The organism is Glycomyces luteolus, assembly GCF_027622875.1.
Classification (GTDB): Bacteria; Actinomycetota; Actinomycetes; order Mycobacteriales; family Micromonosporaceae; genus Glycomyces; species Glycomyces luteolus.
Genome location: NZ_JAPZVP010000007.1, coordinates 234,299 through 259,573, shown reverse-complemented (window position 1 = coordinate 259,573; position 25,275 = coordinate 234,299). Strand labels below are relative to the sequence as shown.

Below are 25,275 nucleotides of genomic sequence, written 5' to 3'. Positions count from 1 at the left end.
GCGTGTTGTTTGAGAACTCAACAGGGTGTTTGGATGGTCAGCGTGCGGGCTGACTGGGGATTGCTGGCCTAGGTGCTGGTGGTTTCTGGTTGGTACTGTTTTTGACTGTCTTTTCCTTGGGACACTTGCTTGGTGTCCCGTTGAAAATCGGTCAGGACATGCTTCGACACCTACCAAAGTCGCTGATGCCGTAAGGTGTCAGTGCGCAACAGGTTTTTGTTGGAGAGTTTGATCCTGGCTCAGGACGAACGCTGGCGGCGTGCTTCACACATGCAAGTCGAACGGAAAGGCCCGCTTGCGGGTACTCGAGTGGCGAACGGGTGAGTAACACGTGGGTAACCTGCCCCCATCTCTGGGATAACCGTTGGAAACGGCGGCTAATACCGGATACGACCTTGATCCGCATGGTTCGAGGTGGAAAGTTTTTGCGGTTGGGGAGGGGCCCGCGGCCTATCAGCTTGTTGGTGCGGTAGTGGCGCACCAAGGCTTTGACGGGTAGCCGGCCTGAGAGGGCGGTCGGTCACATTGGGACTGAGATACGGCCCAGACTCCTACGGGAGGCAGCAGTGGGGAATTTTGCACAATGGGCGGAAGCCTGATGCAGCGACGCCGCGTGAGGGATGACGGCTTTCGGGTTGTAAACCTCTTTTATCCACCACGAAGGCTCCGTATTCGCGGGGTTGACGGTAGTGGTTGAATAAGCGCCGGCTAACTACGTGCCAGCAGCCGCGGTAAGACGTAGGGCGCGAGCGTTGTCCGGATTTATTGGGCGTAAAGGGCTCGTAGGCGGTTGATTGCGTCCGCCGTGAAAGGCCTCGGCTTAACCGGGGTTTTGCGGTGGATACGGGTCGACTTGAGGCAATTAGGGGAGATCGGAATTCTACGTGTAGCGGTGAAATGCGCAGATATGTGGAGGAACACCGGTGGCGAAGGCGGATCTCTGGGATTGTTCTGACGCTGAGGAGCGAAAGCGTGGGGAGCGAACAGGATTAGATACCCTGGTAGTCCATGCTGTAAACGGTGGGCGCTAGGTGTGGGGTCACGTTGGTTGATTCTGTGCCGTAGCTAACGCATTAAGCGCCCCGCCTGGGGAGTACGGCCGCAAGGCTAAAACTCAAAGGAATTGACGGGGGCCCGCACAAGCGGCGGAGCATGCGGATTAATTCGATGCAACGCGAAGAACCTTACCTAGGTTTGACATCACCCGGAAACCTCTAGAGATAGAGGCCTCTTCGGACTGGGTGACAGGTGGTGCATGGCTGTCGTCAGCTCGTGTCGTGAGATGTTGGGTTAAGTCCCGCAACGAGCGCAACCCTTATCCCGTGTTGCCAGCATTCAGTTGGGGACTCACGGGAGACTGCCGGGGTTAACTCGGAGGAAGGTGGGGATGAGGTCAAGTCATCATGCCCCTTATGTCTAGGGCTTCACGCATGCTACATTGGCCGGTACAGCGGGTTGCGATACCGTGAGGTGGAGCGAATCCCTGTAAAGCCGGTCTTGGTTCGGATTCGAGTCTGCAACTCGACTCGATGAAGGTGGAGTCGCTAGTAATCGCAGATCAGCAACGCTGCGGTGAATGCGTTCCCGGGCCTTGTACACACCGCCCGTCACGTCATGAAAGTTGGCAACACCCGAAGCCTGCGGCCTAACCGGTTTACCGGAGGGAGTGGTCGAAGGTGGGGCTGGCGATTAGGACGAAGTCGTAACAAGGTAGCCGTACCGGAAGGTGCGGCTGGATCACCTCCTTTCTAAGGAGTCCCGACCCCCCTGCGGGGGGCGTCAACCATCCGCTCCGGTCGTATGACCGGCCCGGTCGCCGAGTGGCGGCAGGGTTTCTAGCGGGTGTGTATGGACTAAATGTTTTAAATGGTGTGTCGACTGCACGTTGAGCTTGAGCGAGCGAAGGCTTGCTCCCATCCTTGAGGCCTGTTGGTCAGGTCGTCGGTGTCCCCTTGGGGGTGCCGGTGGCGTGCCTGGCGGGTCTCGCACCCTGTTGGGGTTCTGAGACAACACGTCTCTGAGCCTGGTCATGTCGAGAGCGCTGCTTGTGTGTAGCGGGGTCGGTGTGGTCAATGTGTTGTTTGAGATTTGTATAGTGTGCGTGAGTGTCTTTGTTTCTATCTGATTTGACCGTGTTGGTTAAGTTGTGTAGGGCGCATGGTGGATGCCTTGGTGCCGGATGACCGATGAAGGACGTGTGAGGCTGCGATATGCCTGGGGGAGTTGCCAACTGGACTGTGATCCCAGGGTTTCCGAATGGGGTAACCCAGCCAGTTTGATGACTGGTTGCCGCTGGCTGAATGTATAGGCTGGTTGGTGGTGTGGCGGGGAAGTGAAACATCTCAGTACCTGCTGTGGAGAAAACAAGAGTGATTCCGTGAGTAGCGGCGAGCGAAAGCGGAGGAGGCTAAACCTGGTTCGTGTGATAGCCGGCAGGCGTTGCGGGTCAGGGGTTGTGGGACATCGTCGTTAGGCTCTGCCGAGTCTAGGTTCACGCAGCATTGTCTAGTCGAACGGCGTGGGAAAGCCGACCGGAGAGGGTGAGAGTCCCGTAGGTGAAGGATGGTGTTGGTGTTCGGATGGTGCACCCGAGTAGCGCGGGTTTCGTGGAGGCTCGTGTGAATCTGGCAGGACCGTCTGCTAAGCCTAAAGAGGTCCGGTGACCGATAGTGGAGAGTACCGTGAGGGAATGGTGAAAAGTACCCCGGGAGGGGAGTGAAAGAGTGCCTGAAACCATGTGCCTGTAAACCGTCAGAGCCCGGCCGGCTGCTTGCAGTTGGTAGGCGGGTGATGGCGTGCCTTTTGAAGAATGAGCCTGCGAGTTATGGTATGCCGCGAGGTTAAGCCGTGTGGTGGAGCCGGAGCGAAAGCGAGTCTGAATAGGGCGTTGAGTGGTGTGTTGTAGACCCGAAGCGGGGTGATCTACCCATGTCCAGGGTGAAGCGGCTGTAAGAGGTCGTGGAGGCCCGAACCCACCTAGGTTGCAAACTGGGGGGATGAGGTGTGGGTAGGGGTGAAAGGCCAATCAAACTCCGTGATAGCTGGTTCTCCCCGAAATGCATTTAGGTGCAGCGTCGCATGTTGCTCCGTGGTGGTAGGGCGCTGGTTGGGTGATGGGCCGTGTCGGTTACTGAGCTCAGCTAAACTTCGAATGCCATGGTGTTGAGTGCGGCAGTGAGTCGGCGGGTGAGAAGATCCGTCGTCGAGAGGGAAACAGCCCAGATTACCGGCTAAGGCCCCTAAGGGTGCACTGAGTGGAAAAGGATGTGGGGTCGCGTTGACAGCCAGGAGGTTGGCTTAGAAGCAGCCATCCTTGAAAGAGTGCGTAATAGCTCACTGGTCGAGTGGTTTTGCGCCGATAATGTAGCGGGGCTGAAGTGCACCGCCGAAGCCGTAGCAATGCCTGTCAGATGCGTCTGGCGGGGTTGGGTAGGGGAGCGTCGTACATGGGGTGAAGCTCCGGGGTAACCCATGGGGTGGACTTTGTACGAGTGAGAATGCAGGCATGAGTAGCGAAACACAGGTGAGAATCCTGTGCGCCGATTGACTAAGGGTTCCAGGGGACGGTTGTTCCGCCCTGGGTTAGTCTGGGCCTAAGGCGAGGCCGAGAGGCGTAGTCGATGGATAACCGGTTGATATTCCGGTACCCGAGTGCCGCGTATGAGTGATAGCGGTTGTGCTAACCGGCTGCAAGCCGGCGAGTGGTCGCCTTCGGGTGACTGCTTGTCAGTGAGTGGTTGGGGTCCTTTCCGTGTGTAGCGTAGTGATGGAGTGACGCAGTGGGGTAGCTGTACCGTCTGGTGGATTAGGCGGGGTAAGGTGGTAGCCCGCATTCCTAGGTAAATCCGGGAGTGCCCAGGTTCGGCCTGGAGGGTGAGCGCTGAAGCATAGGCCGTTTGGCTGAATTTGGTGATCCCGTGCTGTCGAGAAAAGCTTCTAGCGAGTGGTAGTCGGCCAGTACCCTAAACCGACACTGGTGGTCAGGTAGAGTATACTGAGGCGTTCGAGTGATGTGTGGTTAAGGAACTCGGCAAATTGCCTCCGTAACTTCGGGAGAAGGAGGGCCCCGGCTGGTGGTGCGTGCGCACGGAAGCTGGTTGGGGTTGCAGAGGCCAGGGGGAAGCGACTGTTTACTAAAAACACAGGTCCATGCGAAGCCGTGAGGTGAGGTATATGGACTGACGCCTGCCCGGTGCTGGAACGTTAAGAGGATCCATCAAGGCCTTTGGCCTGCAGTGGTGAATTGAAGCGCCAGTAAACGGCGGTGGTAACTATAACCATCCTAAGGTAGCGAAATTCCTTGTCGGGTAAGTTCCGACCTGCACGAATGGCGTAACGACTTCCCCGCTGTCTCAACCACATGCTCGGCGAAATTGCAGTACGAGTAAAGATGCTCGTTTCGCGCGGCAGGACGGAAAGACCCCGGGACCTTTACTATAGCTTGGTATTGATGCATTGCTTGGTTTGTGTAGGATAGGCGGGAGCCTGGGAAGCTGCGACGCTAGTCGTGGTGGAGGTGTTGGTGAAATACCGCTCTGATCTGGTGGTGTGTCTCACCCGCGGCCCTGATCGGGTCGGGGGACAGTGCCTGGTGGGTAGTTTAACTGGGGCGGTTGCCTCCTAAATGGTAACGGAGGCGCCCAATGGTACCCTCGGGCCGGTTGGAAACCGGTCGGTGAGTGTAAGCGTAGAAGGGTGCTTGACTGTGAGACCGACGGGTCGAGCAGGTGCGAAAGCAGGGGCTAGTGATCCGGCACCGACGTACGGATGTGGTGTCGCTCAACGGATAAAAGGTACCCCGGGGATAACAGGCTGATCTTCCCCAAGAGTCCATATCGACGGGATGGTTTGGCACCTCGATGTCGGCTCGTCGCATCCTGGGGCTGGAGTTGGTCCCAAGGGTTGGGCTGTTCGCCCATTAAAGCGGCACGCGAGCTGGGTTTAGAACGTCGTGAGACAGTTCGGTCCCTATCCGCCGCGCGCGTAAGAGATTTGATGAAGGGCTGTCCCTAGTACGAGAGGACCGGGATGGACGAACCGCTGGTGTGCCAGTTGTCCCGCCAGGGGCATGGCTGGTTGGCTACGTTCGGGAGCGATAACCGCTGAAAGCATCTAAGCGGGAAGCGTGCTTCGAGATGAGATCTCTGTCAGGCTTGGCCTGGTGAGGCGCCCTGTAGATGACGGGGTTGATAGGCTCGACATGGAAGCGTCGCAAGGCGTGGAGTGGACGGGTACTAACCGCCGAGAACTTAACATCAACACGTGTCTAGGTAGAAACGATACGAGACATTCACGCACACTATGCGATTCTGAGACAACACTGGTTGGCTCGAACGCGCCAGAACCCTCCCCCTGGGGGAGGCTGGCTGCTTGATCGCTGAACAGTGCCCTCGCGGGTTTGTTTGGTGGTGAGAGCGGAAGTGACACACCCGGTCCCATTCCGAACCCGGTCGTTACGGCTTCCAGCGCCGATGGTACTGCACTCGAGAGGGTGTGGGAGAGCAGGACACCGCCAAACATCTACGTATAGAAAGACCCCCACCTCGCGGTGGGGGTCTTTTTGCATGCCCTGATTCAGGAAGAAGTCGAGAGCGCGTCTCTCACTTTCGCTACTCCGACCCCGATTCCGAAGATCGCTCCCGTCACCAGGAATGTCAGTAGCGAGACGGTCACCAGGACGATCGCGATACCGACCGCTCCTACGACGCTGAAAAATGTGCTCACGTGGCCTCCTCCGTTGCAGGCTCGTCGGGTGGGTACATGCCCTTCATGTATTGTCCCACATCGCTGGATAGCACGTAGCAGGCGTCACAAGTTAGATAGGTCACAGTAATGAGCAGAGCTTCGGTTTCGCGTCTTCCTGACGCAGGGCTACCGTCTTCGGCCTCGCGGCGGCTGGCGGCCGTCGGGCGGGATCCGATCAACCTGCATCGGGCACTCGCGCACGCGCCGGCGCTCCTGGGGCCAGTGCTCGATCTCATCCACGCGCTGCGGTTCGATGCCGCGGTGCCGCGCGGCCTGCGGGAACTGATGATCTGCCGGATCGCCCAGATCGAGGACTCGGCATATGAACTGGCGCATCATCTTCCGATGGCCACCGAGTCCGGTCTGGATTCCGAGCAGCTCGCGGCGCTCGATCGCTGGGGTGAGGCCGACTGCTTCAGTGTGCCGCAGCGAGTGGTGCTCGCGTACGCCGAACACCTGGGTTCTGGGGCGCCTCGGGACGATGCGGCGCTCGATGCCTGCTTCAGCCCGGCGGAGCAGACCGAGCTCACCGTCACCGGGGCCACCTACATCGCCCTGGCGCGGATGTTGAGGGCCCTTGACGTGCGAATAGACGAGGGGCTTTCCGGTTGATTCGTACTTCCGCTGGGTAAGTCCACGAATCGCGTCAATTGAGGTTCTACAGGGCGAATGCGGCTTAGGATTTCGGGACGTGCGGTGTGCCGGTTTCGAGTTGGCAGCGGGAGTGAGTGATGGCCACGGACAATGACGGTCTGAAGCGGCGCGAGACGCATGTGGGGACCGGATCGGCGGTGTTCGTCTCGATCGCGGCCGCTCTCGGCGGGTTCCTGTTCGGGTACGACACAGCCGTGATCAACGGGACCACCGATGCGCTGGAAGTGCAGTGGGGGATCGGATCGGTCGAGACCGGTGTAGTCGTGTCCTCGGCGCTCCTGGGTTGCGCGGTCGGCGCTTGGTTCGCGGGATCCTTGGCGAACAAGATCGGCCGTCCCCGGGTCATGATGATCGCCGCGGTCGTCTTCTTCATCACCTCGCTGGGCAGTGCTCTCGCGACGGGTCCCCTGGACCTGACGATCTGGCGAGTGTGCGGCGGCCTGGCGATCGGCGCCGCGAGCGTCATCGCCCCCGCGTACATCGCCGAGATCGCGCCGGCGCATCTGCGCGGGCGGCTCGGATCGCTGCAGCAGTTCGCGATCGTGCTCGGCATCTTCTCGGCGCTGCTGGTGAACTACGGGATCCAGGCTTCCGCGGGCGGCGCCAGCGGTGAAGTCCCGTGGGGCGGCACGGCGTGGCGGTGGATGTTCGCGGCAGCGGCCGTCCCGGCGTTCGTGTACTTCATGTGCTCGCTGCAGATCCCCGAATCGCCGCGGTACCTGGTGGCGAAGCGGGAGGTGTCGAGGGCGCGGGAGATCCTGGCGAAGTACGTCGGCGGCGACGTCAACGCGAAGATCGTCGAGATTCAGGAGTCGCTGCACACCGACCGGCCGCCGCGGATCTCCGACGTGCGCGGCCCGCGCCTGGGGCTGCTGCCGATCGTGTGGGTGGGCATCTTCCTGTCGATGTTCCAGCAGTTCGTCGGCATCAACGTCATCTTCTACTACTCGACCTCGCTGTGGCAGTCGGTCGGGTTCAGCGAGAACGACGCGTTCCTGACGAGCGTCATCAACTCGGTCGTGAACATCGCCGGTACGATCCTCGCGATCTACCTGGTGGACCGGGCGGGCCGCAAGAAGCTCCTGATGTGGGGCTCGCTCATCATGTTCTTCGCGCTCGGCACGATGGCGGTCATCTTCGCGACCGCCGACGTCGACGCGAACAACAACCCGATCCTCGGCGACGCGCAGGGCATCACCGCGCTGCTCGCGGCGAACGTGTTCGTCTTCGGATTCGCGTTCACGTGGGGCCCGGTCGTGTGGGTGCTGCTGGGGGAGATGTTCTCGAACCAGATCCGCGCCTCGGCGCTCGGCGTGGCCGCGGCCGCGCAGTGGATCAGCAACTGGCTCATCACCGTCACCTTCCCCGAGCTCGCGGAGACCGGCCTGTTCCTGGCGTACGGCCTCTACGCGGCGTTCGCGCTGATCTCGTTCTTCTTCGTCACCAAGATGATCAAGGAGACGAAGGGCGTCGAACTGGAGGACATGGAGAAGCTCGAGAAGAGCGCCTACCGGACCGTCGACTGACGCGTCCGATCCGCAATGCGTTGAGGGCCGCCCCTATCGGGGCGGCCCTCAACGGTTTCCTTGTGGTGAAAGGCTATTCGTAGGCGATCGCGCCGAGGATGTTGGTCTTGGCGGCCCGCGTCGCGGGGGCGATGGCGGCGAGGAGTCCGACGAGGACGGCCGCGGCCAGGTACCCGGCGATGAGGGCGATCGGGACGGCGAAGACGTCGACACCGCTGTCGGCCAGCGCGTTCTGGAGCGCCCAGCCGAGCCCGAGGCCTACCGCGATGCCCAGAACCGCTCCGAAGAGGGCGATGGTGACGCTCTCGACGATGACCATGCGGACCGTCTGGCCGCGGGTCATGCCGATCGCCCTGAGCATCCCCAGCTCGCGGGTGCGCTCGAGGACGGACAGGATGAGCGTGTTGACGACGCCGATGACGGCGACGATCATGGCCAGGCCGAGGAGCAGTTGGATCGCGATGATCGCGAAGTCGAAGAACACCGTGACCTCGGCGACGAACTCCTCGTGGTTCTGGGCGCTGACCTCGGGTTCTCCGGCGAGCGCGTCGTCGACGGCCGCGGTGACGGCGTCGATGTCGGCGTCGTCGGCAACGTCGACCAGGGCCATCATCGGCTTGGTCGTGTAGAACTCCTCGACATAGGCCGGGGCGACGTACCAGCCGTCGGTGTTCTCGTTGTCGACGAGGATCGCGGCGACGGTGAACTCGTGCGCCTCGGTGCCGCGGCTGAACGTGGCGGACACGGTGTCGCCGATCCCGACGCCGAGCTGGTCGGCGGCCGACTGGTTGACGGCGATCTCGTCGTCGGCGAGTTCCCCGGTCCCGCCTTCGGCGAAGGTGCCGCCGAAGAGGTCGACGATCCCGCCGAAGTCGGTGGTGGTGTTGACGTACTGGTCGGTGCCGTCGATGTCGGCGATGTCGTAGTAGACCTCCACCGCCGATTCGACGTCGTCGATGGCGCGGATGTCGTCCATGACCGCGGGGTCGAACGAGGCGGGGAGCTCTGACACGGCCGGGCCGGTGACGAACAGCTCGGCCTTGACGGCCTCGCCGAAGTAGTCCTCGATGCTGGCCTTGACACTGGTGAGCAGCGTCGCGGTCGCGGTCACGAGGGTCACGCCGATCATGAGCGCGGAGGCGGTGACGGCGGTGCGGCGGGGGTTGCGTCCGGCGTTGCGACGGCCGAGCTTCCCGGCGAAGTTCCAGGACCACAGTCGGCCGAGGGCGCCCACGAGCGGCTTGGACAGCCAGGCGGTGAGCATGGTGACGCCGACGAAGACCAGGCCGGCGCCGACGGCGGTGCCCGCGAGGGCGGCCTTGTCGCTGCCCAGGTTGTGGGTCAGGCCCAGGGCCATGGCCGCGCCGCCCGCGAAGGTGACGATCGCGCCGGTGACGGTGATGACCGTGATCGGGCGGTCGGCCTTGACTGCGGCGCGCATCGCTTCGACCGGCGGGACCTTGGAGGCCCGGACGGCGGGGACGAGGGCCGCCAGCACGGTCACGCCGATGCCGACCGCCAGCGCGGCGAGGATGGCCGTAGGCGGCACGGCCAGGCTGACCTGGCCTGCGTCGAGGAACGAGTTCGCGATCGCGGCGGTCAGGCCGGCGCCGCCCGCGACGCCGACGGCGGCGCCGACGACAGCGGCGATCGCGCCGAGGAGGAGGGCCTCGGCGAGGATCGAGCGGACGACCTGGCCGCGGCCCGCGCCGATGGCGCGCATCATCGCGATCTCCTTGAGGCGACCGGCGATGACGATCGAGAACGTGTTGGCGATGAGGAACACCGAGACGAACACGGCGATGAGTCCGAAGCCGAGCAGGAAGTTGCCGACGAGGCCGGTGAGCTCGGCGGACTGGGCGGTCGCCTCGGCGTTGTAGTCCTCCCAGGTCTGGACCTGCGATTCGGCGCCGGCGACGGGTTCGAGTGCCGCTGCGAGGTCGTCGGCGTCGGTGCCGTCAGCGGCGTGGACGGCGAGAGCCGAGTAGGCGTCTTCGCCGTCGAAGACGAGGCGCTGCGCCTCTGCGGTGGTGAAGACGATCTCGGTGGCGCCGGAGACGGAGTCGCGGCCGCCGGAGTAGCCGTAGACGCCGACGATCTCGTATGCGGTCTGCTCGGTGGTCTGCGAGTACGCGGTCACCGTCTCGCCCACGCTGAGGCCGGAGTCGTCGGCGAACTTGGCGGAGACGGCGACTTCGCCGTCGCTCTCGGGTGCGCGGCCCTCCCGCATTTCGCGGTCGCGGGCTTCGTCGGTCCAGTTGGCGGCCATGGTGGGGGTGAGACCGCCGACGACCTTGCCGTTGTCGCCGATGGCGTTGATCGCCCCGGCGACGGAGGTGCCGACCCGGTCGACGCCTGCGGTGCCTTCGACGGCGGCGAGGGTCTCGGCGGGGATGCCCTGCTGGACGAGGCTGTCGCCTCGCGACTCGGGTGCGGCCGGAACGACGAGGACGTCGGAGCCCGCGTACAGCTCGTCGTTCAGGTCGTCCACAGTGGCTTGGATGGAGGCGGTCAGGACCAGGGCCGCGGCGATGAACGCCGAGCCGAGGACGACCGCGAGGCTGGTGAGCGCGAGGCGGGCCTTGCGGGCCGCCATGCCCTTCAATGCGGCGCGGAGCATCGGGTCAGGCGGCCTCTCCGGCGAGAGGGACGCGGTTCTCGAAGCCGCGCATCGTGTCGATCACGGAGTCGGCGGTGGGCCGGTCGAGATCGCGGACGATCTGCCCGTCGGCGAGGAACACGACGCGGTCGGCGTATGCGGCAGCCGAGGGGTCGTGGGTGACCATGACGATGGTCTGCCCGAAATCGTCGACGGACTTGCGCAGGAAGCGCAGCACCTCGCCGCTGGAGCGGGTGTCGAGGTTGCCGGTGGGCTCGTCCGCGAAGACGACCTCGGGCCGGGTGGCGAGGGCGCGGGCGCAGGCGACGCGCTGCTGCTGGCCGCCCGAGAGCTCGGTCGGCTTGTGCGACAGGCGTTCCTGGAGGTCGAGGGTGCGGATGATCTGGCTGATCCACGCCGGGTCGGCCTTTGCGCCGGCGATGGAGGCCGGAAGCAGGATGTTCTCCTCGGCCGTCAGGGTGGGCAGCAGGTTGAACTGCTGGAAGATGAAGCCGATCTTGTCCCGGCGGAGCTTCGTGAGGGCCTTGTCGCCCATGCCGGTGATGACCGTGCCGCCGATGTCGACGCTGCCGCGGTCGGTGGTGTCGAGCCCTGCGAGGCAGTGCATGAGGGTGGACTTGCCCGAGCCGGAGGGGCCCATGATCGCGGTGAACTGGCCGGAGGCGAACGACACGGACACGTCGCGCAGGGCCACGACTTGGGCCTCGCCCGAGCCGTACGCGCGCCACAGGCCGGTGGCGGTGACGGCGGCGCGGCGGTGCTGCTGCAGACCGGGGGTCTGCTGCGGGGCGTGGGGAGTGCTGAGTGGCACGGGGGAGCGCCTTTCTGATCGGGTGTCTTTCCTGTTCCCCCAAGGCTATTGAGCGACGCTTCCGGGCGCTTCGGTCCGCGGGACGGAGTTCCGTCCTCCCCAGGGCGGAGCCTCCGGCGCCGGATCGGCCGAAAGACGGAGCCCTGAAGGGCCACCGGCTCGGTCTTCCGGCCGCCCCCGGGCAGACGGGAGGGGCGGCGCCTGACAGCGCCGCCCCTCACCTGGTTTCCGGTGGAAAGCTATTCGTAGGCGATGGCGTTGAGCACGTTGAGCTTCACGGCCCTCAAGGCCGGCAAGATCGCTGCGAGCAGGCCCACCTTCACTGCCGCGACGAGGTACCCGACGATGAGTACCCACGGCAGCGCGAAGCTCGTGAGTCCTTCCTCCTCCAGTGCTTGCTGGACGGTCCAGCCGAGGCCGATGCCGACCGCGATGCCCAGGACCGCGCCGAAGAGGCAGATGATGACGCTCTCGACGATGATCATGCGCCCGGCCTGCCCGCGGGTCATGCCGATCGCGCGGAGCAGCCCCAGTTCCCTGGTGCGTTCGAGAACCGACAGGACCAGCGTGTTGAGGACGCCGATGATCGCGATGATGATCGCCAGCGCGAGCAGGATCTGCACCGACATCAGGAGGACGTCGAGCTGAGCGGTCTGCTGGTCCACGAACTCGGCGTTGTTGGTGACGCTCACTTCTGGCTCGTCCGCGAGGATGCCCTCCACCTCGGCCTGGACCGCGCCGACATCGGCACCCTCGGCGACCTGGATGTAGGCCTGCATCGGCTTCGGCACGCTGAAGTTCGGGATCTGCGCGGGCGAGAGCCACCAGCCGTCGGTGAGCTGGGAGTCCTCCAGGATCGCCACGACCTGCAGCTGGTCGCTGCGGTTGTCCTTGGCGAAGTCCACCTGGACGGTGGACCCGAGCTCCAGGCCCCGCTCCTCGGCCGCCGACTCGTTGACGACCAGGCCGTTCTCGGGCAGGTTCTCGACCGAGCCCTCGGCGACGGTGCCGCTGAAGATCCCCAGGCTCGTGGGAAGGTCCTCACTGGCGTACAGCATGGTCGGCTCGTCGTCGATCGAGGAGCCGAAGAACTCGCCGTAGAGGTCGCCGACGGCCGCCACATCGGGCAGCGCCTTGATCTCGGCGAGGGTCTCGGGCATGAACGTGGGGATGTTGGCCCCTTGCTGACCCATGACGATGAGGTCGGACTCCAGGTCGGAGTCCGTGAGCTCGGTCGTGGTCTCCTTGAAACTGGAGACGAGCGTGGCGATCCCGGTGACGAGCGCGACGGCGATCATGAGCGCGGAGGCCGTGATCGCGGTGCGCCGCGGGTTGCGCCCGGCGTTGAGCTTGCCGAGGCGGCCCGCGAAGGACCACGACATGACCGCGCCGAGCAGGGCCACGAGCGGCCGCGAGAGGATCGGCGTGAGCAGGGTGATGCCCACGAACGCGATGCCGACGCCGCTGAGGAAGCCGGGCAGGCCGAGGTCGCCGAGGTTGTCGGTGAGCCCGAGGGCGACCAGGACGCCGCCGACCGCGGTGACCGCGATACCGGCGATCGTGATGCCGCGCAGCGGCTTCGGCGGGTTGACCGCCTCCCGCATAGCGGCCACCGGCGGCACGCCGGAGGCCTTGACCGCGGGGATGATCGCGGACAGCACGGTCACGCCGATACCGACCGCGAGCGCCCACAGGGCCGTGACCGGGACCTGGAGCTGGACCGGCAGGCCGCCCATCACGGTGGAACTGACCAGTTGGGACAGGCCCCAGCCGAGCAGGACGCCCAGGCCGAGACCCACGATGGAGGCGATGACGCCGATGACGACGGCTTCGGCGAGGACCGATCCGACGACCTGGCCGCGGGCGGCGCCGATGGCCCGCAGCAGCGCGAGTTCGCGTTGGCGCTGCGCCACGATGATGGTGAACGTGTTGATGATGAGGAACACCGAGACGAACACGGCGACGAGGCCGAATCCGAGGAAGATGTAGCCCATGATGTCGGCGACGGCGGCGAACCCTTGGGCCGCTTCCTCGCTGGCCTCTTCGCCGGTCTGTACGCGGTATTCGGAGCCGACCGCCTCGGCGATCGCGTCGGTGGAGGCGTCGCCTTCGATGTAAATGGCCATGTAGGCGTCTTCGCCCTGGGTGAGCAGGCGCTGGGCGGCGGTGGTGGTGAAGCCCATCTGCGTCTCGCCGGCGAGCGAGTCGCGGTCGCCGCTGAGGCCGAAGACGCCGACGATCTCGTATTCGGCGCGGTCGGCAGTGTAGGAGTAGGCGGTGACGGTGTCGCCGAGGCCGAGCCCGGCATCCTTGACGAACTGGGCGGAGACGATGACCTCGTCGTCGGCCTCGGGGCCGCGGCCTTCGCGGATCTCGTTGAAGCCGGTGTCGGCGTCGGTCCAGTTGAAGCCGATGGTCGGGGCGAAGGCGCCGACGAGCTTGCCGTCGTCGCCGATGGCGTTGACCTGGCCGGTGACGTCGCCGTCGGCGAGTTCGACGCCGTCGACGCCCTTGACGGTCTCGAGGACGTCAGCGGGGATGAGGGTCGCGCTGGGCGTGTTGCCTTGGGCGGCGGCGGGGTCCTCCGCGGAGGAGACCACCGCGTCGACGTCGGTGAAGGCGTCGGCGATGACGCCGGTGACCGACTTCTCCATGGTGGCGGTGAGGATCATCGCCGCGGCGACGAACATCGTGCCGAGGACGACGGCGAGGCTGGTGAGGACGAGGCGGGCTTTGCGGCTCGCCATGCCCTTGAGGGTGGCGCGCAGCATGGCTAGGCGTGCTCCCCTTGGGCAGCGGCGACGAGCTCTTCGAAGTGCTTCATCTTGTCGATGACCTTGTCTGCGGTCGGTTCGGCCATGTCTTCGACGATCTGGCCGTCGGCGAGGAACACGACGCGGTCGGCGTAGGCGGCGGCGGAGGGGTCGTGGGTGACCATGACGATGGTCTGCCCGAAGTCGTCCACACTGGTGCGCAGGAAGCGCAGTACTTCCGCACCGGAGCGGGTGTCGAGGTTGCCGGTGGGCTCGTCGGCGAAGACCACTTCGGGGCGGGTGGCGAGGGCGCGGGCGCACGCGACGCGCTGCTGCTGGCCGCCCGAGAGCTCGGTCGGCTTGTGGGAGAGGCGGTCGGAGAGGTTGAGGGTCTTGATGATCTGGTCGAGCCAGGCCGGGTCCGCCTTCGCGCCGGCGATGGCCGCGGGCAGCGTGATGTTCTCTTCCGCCGTCAGTGTCGGCAGGAGGTTGAACTGCTGGAAGATGAAGCCGATCTTGTCGCGGCGGAGCTTGGTGAGGGCCTTGTCGTTCAGGCCCGTGACGGGGGTGCCGCCGATGTGGACGGTGCCGCGGTCGGTGGTGTCGAGCCCGGCGAGGCAGTGCATGAGGGTGGACTTGCCGGACCCGGACGGGCCCATGATGGCGGTGAACGCGCCGGATTCGAACTGGACCGAGACGTCGCGAAGGGCGACGACCTGGGCTTCGCCCATGCCGTAGGCCTTCCAGAGGCCTTCGGCCGATACGGCGGTGGTCTTGACGGGGGATGCGGTGGACACGACGCTCTCGCTTTCGATGAAGGTGTCGATGTGCCGAGGGATTCGGTGTGTTTGGTTTCCTGGTCCGCGAGACGGCGCTCGCGAAGTCGTGGTGTCAGGCGAGCGGTGAACGTATGACGTCGACTCGCCTGATTGTGACATCATACATGATGTCATTCGGCGTCGTGCTGCTCGCGGTCATGCACTGACGATATTGGACCCCGGACCTGCGCGCATCCGCTTCGCGGACGGTCTTCATCTACGCCGAGAGGCGGAGGAGGTGGTACCGGAGTATGACGTTCGTCGGAGGTCAGCCGGTGCTGCCGGGCTTGACCAGGCCGCTCTCGTAGGCGAGGACGACGGCTTGGACGCGGTCGCGGACGCCGAGCTTGGTGAGCAGGTGGCCGACGTGCGTCTTGACGGTCGTCTCGCCGACGGTGAGCGACTCGGCGATCTCGGCGTTCGTCAGGCCTTTCGCCAAGAGCAGCAGCACTTCGCGCTCGCGGGCGGTCAGAGAGTCGACGATCGCGGGCTTGGCGTCGCCGTCGCCGCCGCGGTGCTCGGCGAAGCGCCCCAAGAGGGTCGAGAGGATGTGCGGCGCGACGACGGCGCCGCCCCTGTGGACGGTGCGGATGGCCTCGACCAGGTCGGCGGCGGGCGCGTCCTTGGTGAGGAACCCGGCGGCGCCGGCCCGCAGCGCGCCGACGACGTACTCGTCGAGGTCGAAAGTGGTCAGCACCAGGACGCGGGTGGGCAGGCTCGCCTGGACGATGTCGGCGGTGGCCGCCACGCCGTCGCGTCGGGGCATGCGGATGTCCATGAGCACGACGTCGGGGACCAGCCGCCGGGTGAGATCGAAGGCCTCGACGCCGTCGCCGGCCTCGCCGACGATGTCGATGTCGGTCTCGGCGCCGAGGACCATCTTGAAGCCCGCGCGCAGGAGTTGCTGGTCATCGGCCAGCAGGAGGCGGATCGGCCGGTCGTTCAACGTGTGACTCCCTGGAGGTGGGCGTTCTTGGGGAAGCGGGCCTCGACGAGGTAGCCGCCGCCGGGCCGGGGCCCGGCTTCGAGGGTGCCCCCGTAGAGCGTGGCGCGCTCGCGCATGCCGATGAGGCCGTGGCCGCCGGAGAAGCCCGAGACCACGGGCGCGCCGTGGCCCGAGTCGCCCACGGAGATCCGGAACTCGCTGTCGCCGTATTCGACCACGAGTCCGGCCCTGGCCTGCGGCCCGGCGTGCTTGATGGTGTTCGTGAGCGCCTCCTGGGCGATGCGGTAGACCGCCAGGCTCACGCCGGTCGGCAGCGGGTACTCCTCGCCGCGGACGGTGTAGCGCACCGGCAGGCCGGCGTCCTTGGTCTGCGCCACGAGCGCCCGCAGCGAATCCACTGTAGGCTGCGGCTCGAGGTCGGCGCTGCCGCCTTCGTCGCGGCCCTGCCGCAGCACGGTGAGGATGTCCCGCATCTCCCGCAGCGCGGTGCGCGCGGTCTGGTTGACCGTGGTGAGGGCCTCCTCGGCCGCCTCGGGGTTGGTCCGCAGGACCCGTTTGGCCCCTTCGGACATGACCCCGATGACCGAGATGTGGTGGGCCACCACGTCGTGCAGCTCCCGGGCGATGCGGCGCTGCTCGTCCGCGACGGCCTGGGCCGCGAGGGCCTCCTGGCGCTCCTCGGCGAACCGGGCCCGGTCCGAGAGCTCCACGACGTGCTCGCGGCGGTTGCGGACGACCCAGCCGATCCAGAACACCGTCGCCGCCATGGCGAGGTTGAGCAGGGTGATCAGGGTGCTCGTCAGGTGGTCGCCGCCCCGGAAGGCGGCCGACTGGACGAAGACCACTACCGGCAGCCAGATCGCGGCGGCGGCCACCAGTGCCCTGACCAGCGGCAGATAGGCGGCGGCGGTGTAGGTGAGAACGAACATGCCGATGCCGCTGTCCATGACCATGCCCTCGAGCGGGGCGACGAAGAACGCGATGGTCATGACGATGAGCGACAGGGTGATGCCGCCCCACAGCCACTTGCGCCGCAGGCAGATCGCGGTGAACGGGACGGCCATCAGCCCGGCCTGGGACCAGGTGAGCGTGACTTCGGGGGTGAGGGCCGCCGAGACCGAGTAGAGGCCGAGGTAGCCGGCGGCCGAGACGATCGCCAGCAGCGTGTCGGCCAAGAGTGGCCGCTCTCGGAGCCGGCGCTGCAGGCGTGTGAAAGTGGAGGCGGCATGCACGCTCTATACCGTATCCGCCGTTCCCGCCCGTTTCATCGAACGCGAGAATGATCCGCGAGTGCGCCTCAGGTAGGAGGCGTGTCCCGCATCGGCTCGGTCTCCGGCTGCGGGTCCACCGGCATCGCCAGGCCCGGCAGGACCGTCGGCAGCGGGTACGCGGGCGGCTCGCCCCCGAACTCAGGGCAGATCGCCTGGTGCGCGCACCAACCGCACAGCTTCGACTTCTGCGGCCGGAACTCGCCGGTGGCGATCGCCTCGCGCATCACCGACCACAGTGCCTTGAGGGTCTTCTCGAAGCCCTCCAGCTCGCGCTGGTCGGGGGAGTAGTCGAGCATCTGCCCGTCCCCGAGGTACATGAGCCGCAGCAGGGTCGGGACCGTGCCCCGGGTGCGCCACCACACGAGGGCGTAGAACTTCATCTGGAACAGGGCCTTGTCGGCGAAGCGGTCCGGCGGGCGCTTCCCGGTCTTGTAGTCCACGAGCCGCACGAGACCGTCGGGGTTGACGTCGGCCCGGTCGATGAACCCCTTGAGCGACGTGCCGTCATCCAAGGTGGTCGTCACCAGGCACTCGGTGCGGTGCGGCTGGAGCCGCTGCGGGTCCTCCATCGCGAAGTACGTCTCGACCAGGCGGCGCACGTTCCGCAGCCATGCCGACTCGTCGTCGAGCCCGTCGAACAGCTCCGCGTACTCGCCCGACGCCTGGAGCTTCGCCCACTCGGGCTCGATCATCGCCAGCGCCTGACGCGGCGTGCGCCTGCCCGCATCCAGTTCGTATAGCCGCTCGAGCACCGAGTGCACGAGGGTGCCCTGCACCTGCGCCTTCGACGGCGGCTCGGGCAGGCGGTCCACGGCCCGGAACCGGTACAGCAGCGGGCACTGCTTGAAATCCCCGGCGCGCGAAGGGGAGAGCTGGGTCGGGCGGGCGGCGTGCGGCATCCTTCGAGCATATGACGGGCCCCCGACACCGGTCCACCGCACCCCGCATCTAACATAACGCGTGTACGGTTTATGGCATGAACTTCGACGCGAACGCCGCACGCTCCTTCGGACCCGCCGCCGACCTCTACGACTCGATCCGCCCCGCCTACCCCGCCGAAGCGCTCGCGTGGCTCACGGGCGACGCCCCCAAGGAGGTCGTCGACGTCGGCGCCGGGACCGGCATCCTCACCCGCGGCCTCATCGCCCTGGGCCACAACGTCACCGCCGTCGAACCCGACCCGCAGATGCTCGCCAAGCTCACCGCCGCCAGCCCCGGCCTCGCCGCCGGGCACGAAGGTGCCGCCGAAGCCCTCCCGCTCCCGGACGCCTCCGCCGACGTCATCACCGCCGGACAGGCCTTCCACTGGTTCGACCGGCCCAAGGCCCTCCCCGAACTGCACCGCGTCCTGCGTGCCGACGGCGTCCTCGCCCCGATCTGGAACATCCGCGACACCCAGACCCCCTGGGTCGCCGCCGTGTGGGCCGCGATCGACTCCTCCCAGGGCGAGCGCGACGCCTTCGCCGCCCTCGAACCCGGCTACTTCGGCGACGGCTTCGCCGAGCCCGAACACCGGGTCTTCTCCCACGAGCGCCTCCTCGACCGGCCCGGCGTGCTGCGCCTGGTCCACTCCCGCTCCTACTACCTCACCGCCGACGACGCGCTCCGCGAGCGCATCACCCGGGACGTCCTCGACATCCTCGACCACCACCCCGACCTCGAAGGCAAGGACACCTTCGCGCTCCCCTACAGGACCCACGCCTTCCGCGTCCGCCCCGCCTAGCCGGATCGGAATCCTCACAAGCGCGCCCGCCCAGCGGTTCCCGGGACCTCCAGCGCGGGCGGGCGCGTAGCATTGCCGCCGATGTCGACTGCAAACCCGCTGGCCTTCCGCCGATCCGGATTCACGCTCGTCCGCTTCAAGGGCATCCCCGTCACCCTCGGCTACACCTGGCTGCTCCTGGCCGCCGTGGTCGTGATCGTCTACGCCCCGATCGTGCAGCGCTCGGTCCCCGGCCTGAGCACCGGCGCCGCGCTCGTCGTCGCGGCGCTCTTCGCCGTCACCCTGCTCGTCTCGGTGTTCCTCCACGAGCTCGGCCACGCCCTCGTCAGCCTGCGCGCCGGCATCGGGGTCCGCCAGATCAACCTCGACGCCCTCGGCGGCTTCACCGAGATGGACCGCGAGGCCCCCAAGCCCGGGACGGCCGCCGCCATCGCACTCGCCGGACCCGCCGTCTCCGCCGTCCTCGGCGGCATCGGCCTCGCCGGGCTCTTCTTCTTCACCCCCGGCTCCCTGATCTGGCAGTTCGCCTTCCAGATCTGCGTCGCCAACCTCCTCGTCGCCGTCTACAACCTGCTCCCGGGCCTGCCCCTCGACGGCGGCAAGGCCCTCCAGGCCGGCATCTGGGCCGCCACCGGCGACCGCTGGACCGGGTTCCGCGTCGCGGGCTGGGCCGGCCGCGTCGTCGCCCTCGGCACCATCGCGGGCGGCCTGTGGCTCTACGCCTCGAACTGGTTCTCCGCGTTCGGCCTGATCCTGCTCCTGTTCGTGGCCTTCGAGCTGTGGCGCGGCGCGACCAGCGCGATCCGCGCCGCCCGCATGGGTCCGCGCGTCAAGGCACTGGACGCCGCGGCGCTGGCCCGCCCGATCGTCCTCGTGCCCGCCTCCGCGACGCTGGGGGAGGCGCTGAGCGCCGCGAACGGGCGCGAGGTCGTCGCCGTCGACGGCAGACCGGTCGGGGTCCTCGACCGCGCCGCCGCCGAGGCGGTCCCGGCCGACCAGGTGGCCGCGATGCCCCTGTCCGGGCTGCTGCGCGCCGCCGCGCAGGTTCCGGGCATCAAGGCCGAGCTCAAGGGCCAGGCGCTGGTGGACGTGATCGGCAAGAGCGGCGCGGAGCGGTTCTTCGTGGTCGATGAGGGCCGCCTGACAGGGCTGCTCTACACCGCCGACGTGGTCAAAGCCCTCCGTTAAGATGCTTCGGACCTATCGGGCCTCGGCGACGCTCGCGAGCCGTACATGTGCAAGGAGTGCAACGAAGTGGCATCTGACCTGCTCGGGCCGGGCGACCGCGTCCAGCTGACCGACGCGAAGGGCCGCCTGGCCACGATCACCCTCGCGGAGGGCGGCGCGTTCCACACCCACCGGGGCAGGCTCTTCCACGACGACCTCATCGGCAAGCCCGACGGCGTCACGGTCACCACCGAGGGCGGCACCGCCTACCTGGCGCTGCGCCCGCTCCTGCCCGACTACGGCCTGTCGATGCGCCGCGGCGCCCAGGTCATCTACCCGAAGGACATCGCGCAGATCCTCACGTTCGGCGACATCTACCCGGGTTCGCGGGTCGTGGAGGCCGGGGCCGGGTCGGGCGCGCTGACGAACTGGCTCCTGCGCGCGACCGGCCCGACGGGCCGCGTCTACTCCTGGGAGCTGCGCGAGGACTTCGCGAAGATCGCCGAGGAGAACGTCCGGGGCTACTACGGCGAGGTTCCGGAGCACTGGACGCTGACCGTGGGCGATGTGGCCGAGGCCGACCTCGAGCCGGTCGACCGGGTCGTGCTCGACATGCTCTCCCCGTGGGAGGTGCTGGACACTGTGGAGCGCATCCTGCGGCCCGGCGGGGTCTTCATCGGGTACGTCGCCACCACCACGCAGATGTCGGAGCTCGTCGAGGCCTTGCGGGAGCGCAAGACCTTCACCGAGCCGGCGGCCTGGGAGTCGATGATGCGCGGCTGGCACCTCGAGGGCCTCGCGGTCCGCCCGGACCACCGCATGATCGCCCACACCGCGTTCCTCATCACCGCCCGCAAGCTCGCCCCCGGGACGGTGGCGCCGATGCGGAAGCTCAAGCCCTCCAAAGGCCAGCAGGCGCTGCGCGAGCGCAAGGAGCGGATCGCCGCCGAGGCTGACGCCCGCGCGGCCGAGGCGCTGCGGGCCACTGAGGACGACGCCGCCGGTTCGTAACGATCCGGTCAAATTATTCGGCGTTTACCCCACTCTACCTGGGTCCACACGTCTTGGGGGCGGGTGACGCGATCGCGTCACCCGCCCGAATCTCGTTTCGCTAGTCGTCCGCGCCGGGGCCCGCGACGGCGGTCTTGTCCTTGCGGTCGCGGACGTAGATGCACTCGCCGGGGCAGTCGTGGGCGGCGTTCACGATGTCCAGACGCAGGTGTTCCGGCACGTCGACTTGCGAACCGGCCGTAGTCAACAGCTCACCGCTCGGATCCTTCACATAGGCGAGCCCGTCGATGTCGAACTCGAAGATCGAGGGCGCGTACTGCACGCAGAGCCCGTCGCCGGTGCAGGCGTCCTGGTCGATCGACACCTCGAGTTCACGTTCCTCAGCCATGCCCCCCAGATTAATTGCCGCGAAGAAGCTGGCGCAATGTCGGTGTCGAGTCTTACTATTGGCCTCCCCAGCCAGCTACGGTTGGAGTAGGACAACCCTCACTCGGGAGGTGTGACCCGTGGCACGTAGCAACGAGGACCGTCGACAGAACCTGAGCCAGGGCTCAGAGCACGACGAACTGTCAGGACAGGTCGAAGAGCTCCAGGAAGAACTGGCCGCTGCCCGACGCCGTCTCACCGAAACGCCCCGACACATGCACATTCTGGAGGAGCGGCTCGCCGCCGCCCAATCCCAGATTGACCGCCTGTCGGAGCAGAACGAGCGGCTCGTGGCCACCTTGAAGGAGGCCCGCGAGCAGATCGTCTCACTGAAAGAGGAAATCGACCGGCTCGCACAACCGCCGTCCGGCTACGGCGTGTTCCTGGGGGCCCGTGAGGACGGCACCGTCGACGTCTTCACCTCCGGGAGGAAGTTCCGCGTCTCGCTCGCGCCGTCGATCGACGTCGACGAGCTCGAACGCGGCCAGGAAGTCCTGCTCAACGACGCCATGAACGTAGTCGAGGTGCTCGACTACGAGCGCATCGGCGAGGTGGTGACGCTCAAGGAGCTCATCGAGAACACCGCGGGCGGCCCTCCGGACCGCGCGCTGGTGACCAGCCACGCCGACGAGGAGCGGGTCGTGCTGCTCTCCGACGCGCTCATCAACTCGCCGCTGCGGGCGGGCGACTCGGTCATGATCGAGCCGCGCGCCGGGTACGCGTACGAGCGCATCCAGAAGAGCGAGGTCGAAGAGCTCGTCCTCGAAGAGGTCCCCGACGTCGACTACTACGACATCGGCGGCCTCGACGGCCAGATCGAGATGATCCGCGACGCGGTGGAACTGCCGTTCCTCCACGCCGACCTCTTCCGCGAGCACGAGCTGCGCGCACCGAAGGGCATCCTGCTGTACGGCCCGCCGGGCTGCGGCAAGACGCTCATCGCCAAGGCCGTCGCCAACTCGCTGGCCAAGAAGGTCGCCGAGATGCGCGGCGAGGAGGCCTCCGGCAGGAGCTACTTCCTCAACATCAAGGGTCCTGAGCTGCTGAACAAGTATGTCGGCGAGACCGAGCGGCACATCCGCCTGGTCTTCCAGCGGGCCCGCGAGAAGGCCAGCGAAGGCATGCCCGTGATCGTGTTCTTCGACGAGATGGACTCGATATTCCGCACCCGCGGATCGGGCGTGTCCTCCGACGTCGAGAACACCATCGTCCCCCAGCTGCTGTCGGAGATCGACGGCGTGGAGGGCCTCGAGAACGTCATCGTCATCGGCGCCTCGAACCGCGAGGACATGATCGACCCGGCGATCCTGCGGCCCGGCCGCCTGGACGTCAAGATCAAGATCGAGCGGCCCGACGCCGAGTCGGCGAAGGACATCTTCTCGAAGTACATCACCACGACCCTGCCGCTGCACGACGACGACCTCGCCGAGCACGACAAGGACCGCGAAGCCACCGTGCAGTCGATGATCCAGGCGGTCGTCGAGCGGATGTACTCCGAAGTGGACGAGAACCGCTTCCTCGAGGTCACTTACGCCGACGGCGACAAGGAAGTGCTCTACTTCAAGGACTTCAACTCCGGCGCGATGATCGAGAACATCGTCGCGCGGGCGAAGAAGATGGCCATCAAGGACTTCCTGACACATCAGTCGAAGGGCATCCGCCTGAGCCACCTCATCGACTCCACAGTCGACGAGTTCCGCGAGAACGAGGACCTCCCGAACACCACCAACCCCGACGACTGGGCCCGCATCTCCGGCAAGAAGGGCGAGCGGATCGTCTACATCCGCACGCTCGTCTCCGGCAAGGGCCCCGACTCCGGCCGCAGCATCGACACGGTGTCGAACACCGGTCAGTACCTGTAGCGAAGCGGAAGGTACCTTAAGCACCGTCTGTAGCGAAGCGGAAGGTACCTTAAGCACCGTCTGTAGCGAAGCGGAAGGTACCTTAAGCACCGTCTGTAGCGAAGCGGAAGGTACCTAAAGCACCGTCTGTAGCGAAGCGGAAGGTACCTAAAGCACCGTCTGTAGCGAAGCGGAAGGTACCTGAAGCGCCGCCTGCAGCGATGCAGAAGGCACCGAAAGCACGGCCTGCAAGAACGTTGCCTCGATCGGCCGGCGGCACCCCCGCCGGCCGATCGGCGCACCTCAGAACGTGTCAGACCACCCGGCGACGGGTAACCGATCGCCATGAAGACCCGGAACCTCAACGGCGCGAGACTCGGCGGCCCGGAAATCCAGACGTCTCCGATCGGAGGGAGCGCCGCCGCGCCCGAAGGGACTAGGCTCGAGAGCATGACCGTACGCCGCATTATGGGCACCGAGATCGAATACGGGATCTCCGTGCCGGGCCAGCCGGGCGCCAACCCGATGGTGACCTCCTCGCAGATCGTCAACGCCTACGCCGCCCGCCCCGAGCTCTCCAAGGGCGGCCGGGCCAGGTGGGACTACGAGGAGGAGACCCCCCTGCGCGACGCGCGCGGCTTCACCTACACCGGCGCCCTCTACGATCCGGCCGAGAACCTCGCCGACGAGGACTCGGGTCTCGCCAACGTCATCCTGACCAACGGCGCACGCCTCTACGTCGACCACGCCCACCCGGAGTACTCGACCCCCGAAGTCACCAATCCACGCGAGATCGTCCTGTTCGACAAGGCCGGCGAGATGACCATGGCCGAAGCCGCCCTCCGCGCGGCCCACACGCCCGGCATCGGTCCGATCAACCTGTACAAGAACAACACCGACAACAAGGGCGCCTCCTACGGCGCGCACGAGAACTTCCTCATGTCGCGCCAGACCCCCTTCGCCGACATCGTCGCCCACTTCACGCCGTTCCTGGTCACCCGCCAGATCTTCTGCGGCGCCGGGCGCATAGGCATCGGCCAGGACGCCTCCGAGCACCGCTTCCAGATCTCCCAGCGCGCCGACTTCTTCGAAGTCGAAGTGGGCCTTGAGACCACACTGAAGCGCCCCATCATCAACACCCGCGACGAACCCCACGCCGACGCCGAACGCTACCGGCGCCTCCACGTCATCATCGGCGACGCCAACCTCGCCGAGCACGCCACCTTCCTCAAGGTCGGCACCGCCTCAATCGTGCTGTCCATGATCGAGTCCGGCGCCTTCGACGGCACCCTCGGCATCGCCGAACCCGTCGCCGAACTTCGCGCCGTCAGCCACGACCCCACCCTCAGGCACAAGATCGAACTGCGCAACGGCAAGCGCCTCACCGCCATCGAACTCCAGCAGTCCATCCTGGAGCAGGCCGAGGCCTACTGCGGCGCCGACGCCGACCCCGACACCCGCGAGGTCCTCGACCTGTGGGCGTACGTGCTCGACGCGCTGGCCCGCGACCCCATGGAACTGGCCGACATGCTCGACTGGCCCGCCAAGCTCTCGCTGCTCGACCGCTACCGCGAACGCGAGAACCTCGGCTGGGGTGCCGCGAAACTCCAGGCCATCGACCTCCAGTACCACGACGTGCGCCCCGAGAAGGGCCTCTACCACCGCCTCGTCGCCCGCGGCAAGATGAAGCGCCTGCTCACCGACACCGAGATCATCGACGCGATGACCGAGCCGCCCAGTGACACCCGGGCGTTCTTCCGCGGGCGCTGCCTCGCCCGCTACCCCTCCGAGGTCGTGGCCGCCTCCTGGGACTCCGTCATCTTCGACGTCGGCGCCGACTCGCTCGTGCGAGTGCCCATGATGGAGCCTGAAAAAGGCACCAAAGCCCATGTGGGGGAGCTGTTCGAGCGTTGCGAGGCCGCCAAGGACCTCCTCGACATCATCACGGCCGATTGAGGCCCCT

Annotated in this window: 15 protein-coding genes and 3 rRNA genes; 10 read left to right on the top strand and 8 right to left on the bottom strand. The window is 66.3% G+C overall.

The annotated features are described in order from the left end of the window. Positions 1-216: 216 nt before the first annotated feature. From O1R50_RS11550 to O1R50_RS11530, 5 genes are all read left to right on the top strand, one after another. Positions 217-1,748 (top strand): 16S ribosomal RNA (locus O1R50_RS11550). Between the two features lie 389 nt (positions 1,749-2,137). Further along, positions 2,138-5,257: ribosomal RNA gene (locus O1R50_RS11545) — 23S ribosomal RNA — on the top strand. 144 nt (positions 5,258-5,401) lie between these two features. Beyond that, positions 5,402-5,518 (top strand): 5S ribosomal RNA (rrf, locus tag O1R50_RS11540). The 16S, 23S and 5S rRNA genes sit together here, the layout of an rRNA operon. A 449-nt stretch (positions 5,519-5,967) precedes the next feature. Next, positions 5,968-6,357 carry a carboxymuconolactone decarboxylase family protein gene (locus O1R50_RS11535; protein ID WP_270110170.1) on the top strand — a complete coding sequence of 130 codons (390 nt, stop codon included), beginning with the start codon at positions 5,968-5,970 and terminating at the stop codon, positions 6,355-6,357. A 119-nt stretch (positions 6,358-6,476) separates the two neighbouring features. Next, a complete protein-coding gene (locus O1R50_RS11530) occupies positions 6,477-7,925 on the top strand; it encodes a sugar porter family MFS transporter (RefSeq protein WP_270110169.1) in 1,449 nt (482 codons plus the stop codon). Between the two features lie 73 nt (positions 7,926-7,998). Here the strand turns inward: O1R50_RS11530 and O1R50_RS11525 are convergent, their stop codons facing one another. The 7 genes from O1R50_RS11525 to O1R50_RS11495 form a co-directional block, all read right to left on the bottom strand. After that, positions 7,999-10,545 carry an ABC transporter permease gene (locus tag O1R50_RS11525; RefSeq protein ID WP_270110168.1) on the bottom strand — a complete coding sequence of 849 codons (2,547 nt, stop codon included), beginning with the start codon at positions 10,543-10,545 and terminating at the stop codon, positions 7,999-8,001. Between the two features lie 4 nt (positions 10,546-10,549). Next, positions 10,550-11,356, bottom strand: coding sequence for an ABC transporter ATP-binding protein (locus O1R50_RS11520; RefSeq protein ID WP_270110167.1), 807 nt, complete (start codon positions 11,354-11,356; stop codon positions 10,550-10,552). 239 nt (positions 11,357-11,595) lie between these two features. Continuing rightward, positions 11,596-14,127, bottom strand: a complete 2,532-nt coding sequence (locus O1R50_RS11515; RefSeq protein WP_270110166.1) for an ABC transporter permease — start codon at positions 14,125-14,127, stop codon at positions 11,596-11,598. A 2-nt stretch (positions 14,128-14,129) separates the two neighbouring features. Beyond that, positions 14,130-14,840 (bottom strand): ABC transporter ATP-binding protein, encoded by a 711-nt coding sequence (locus O1R50_RS11510; RefSeq protein WP_408612676.1) that lies wholly within the window; start codon positions 14,838-14,840, stop codon positions 14,130-14,132. A 355-nt stretch (positions 14,841-15,195) separates the two neighbouring features. Continuing rightward, positions 15,196-15,873 (bottom strand): response regulator, encoded by a 678-nt coding sequence (locus O1R50_RS11505; protein WP_270110164.1) that lies wholly within the window; start codon positions 15,871-15,873, stop codon positions 15,196-15,198. Then, on the bottom strand, positions 15,870-17,048 hold the full coding sequence (locus O1R50_RS11500; RefSeq protein WP_270110163.1) for a sensor histidine kinase: 1,179 nt from the start codon (positions 17,046-17,048) through the stop codon (positions 15,870-15,872). Before O1R50_RS11500 ends, O1R50_RS11505 begins: the two co-directional genes overlap by 4 nt. 122 nt (positions 17,049-17,170) lie before the next feature. Further along, entirely contained in the window at positions 17,171-18,043 is an 873-nt protein-coding gene (locus O1R50_RS11495) for a RecB family exonuclease (RefSeq protein ID WP_270110162.1), read from the bottom strand. Between the two features lie 77 nt (positions 18,044-18,120). Here O1R50_RS11495 and O1R50_RS11490 point away from each other — a divergent pair, with 77 nt between their 5' ends. The 3 genes from O1R50_RS11490 (at position 18,121) to O1R50_RS11480 (ending at position 21,045) form a co-directional block, all read left to right on the top strand. Next, positions 18,121-18,867, top strand: coding sequence for a class I SAM-dependent methyltransferase (locus O1R50_RS11490; protein ID WP_270110161.1), 747 nt, complete (start codon positions 18,121-18,123; stop codon positions 18,865-18,867). Between the two features lie 81 nt (positions 18,868-18,948). Continuing rightward, positions 18,949-20,055, top strand: coding sequence for a M50 family metallopeptidase (locus O1R50_RS11485; RefSeq protein WP_270110160.1), 1,107 nt, complete (start codon positions 18,949-18,951; stop codon positions 20,053-20,055). 66 nt (positions 20,056-20,121) lie between these two features. Next, entirely contained in the window at positions 20,122-21,045 is a 924-nt protein-coding gene (locus tag O1R50_RS11480) for a tRNA (adenine-N1)-methyltransferase (protein ID WP_270110159.1), read from the top strand. A gap of 100 nt (positions 21,046-21,145) precedes the next feature. On the opposite strand, the gene O1R50_RS11475 is transcribed toward O1R50_RS11480, so the two are convergent. Continuing rightward, entirely contained in the window at positions 21,146-21,433 is a 288-nt protein-coding gene (locus O1R50_RS11475; protein ID WP_270110158.1) for a ferredoxin, read from the bottom strand. A 118-nt stretch (positions 21,434-21,551) separates the two neighbouring features. On the opposite strand from O1R50_RS11475, the gene arc reads away from it, so the two are divergent. Then, entirely contained in the window at positions 21,552-23,333 is a 1,782-nt protein-coding gene (arc, locus tag O1R50_RS11470; RefSeq protein WP_270110157.1) for a proteasome ATPase, read from the top strand. A 429-nt stretch (positions 23,334-23,762) separates the two neighbouring features. Continuing rightward, positions 23,763-25,268 carry a depupylase/deamidase Dop gene (dop, locus tag O1R50_RS11465; RefSeq protein ID WP_270110156.1) on the top strand — a complete coding sequence of 502 codons (1,506 nt, stop codon included), beginning with the start codon at positions 23,763-23,765 and terminating at the stop codon, positions 25,266-25,268. The last annotated feature ends 7 nt before the right edge of the window (positions 25,269-25,275 follow it).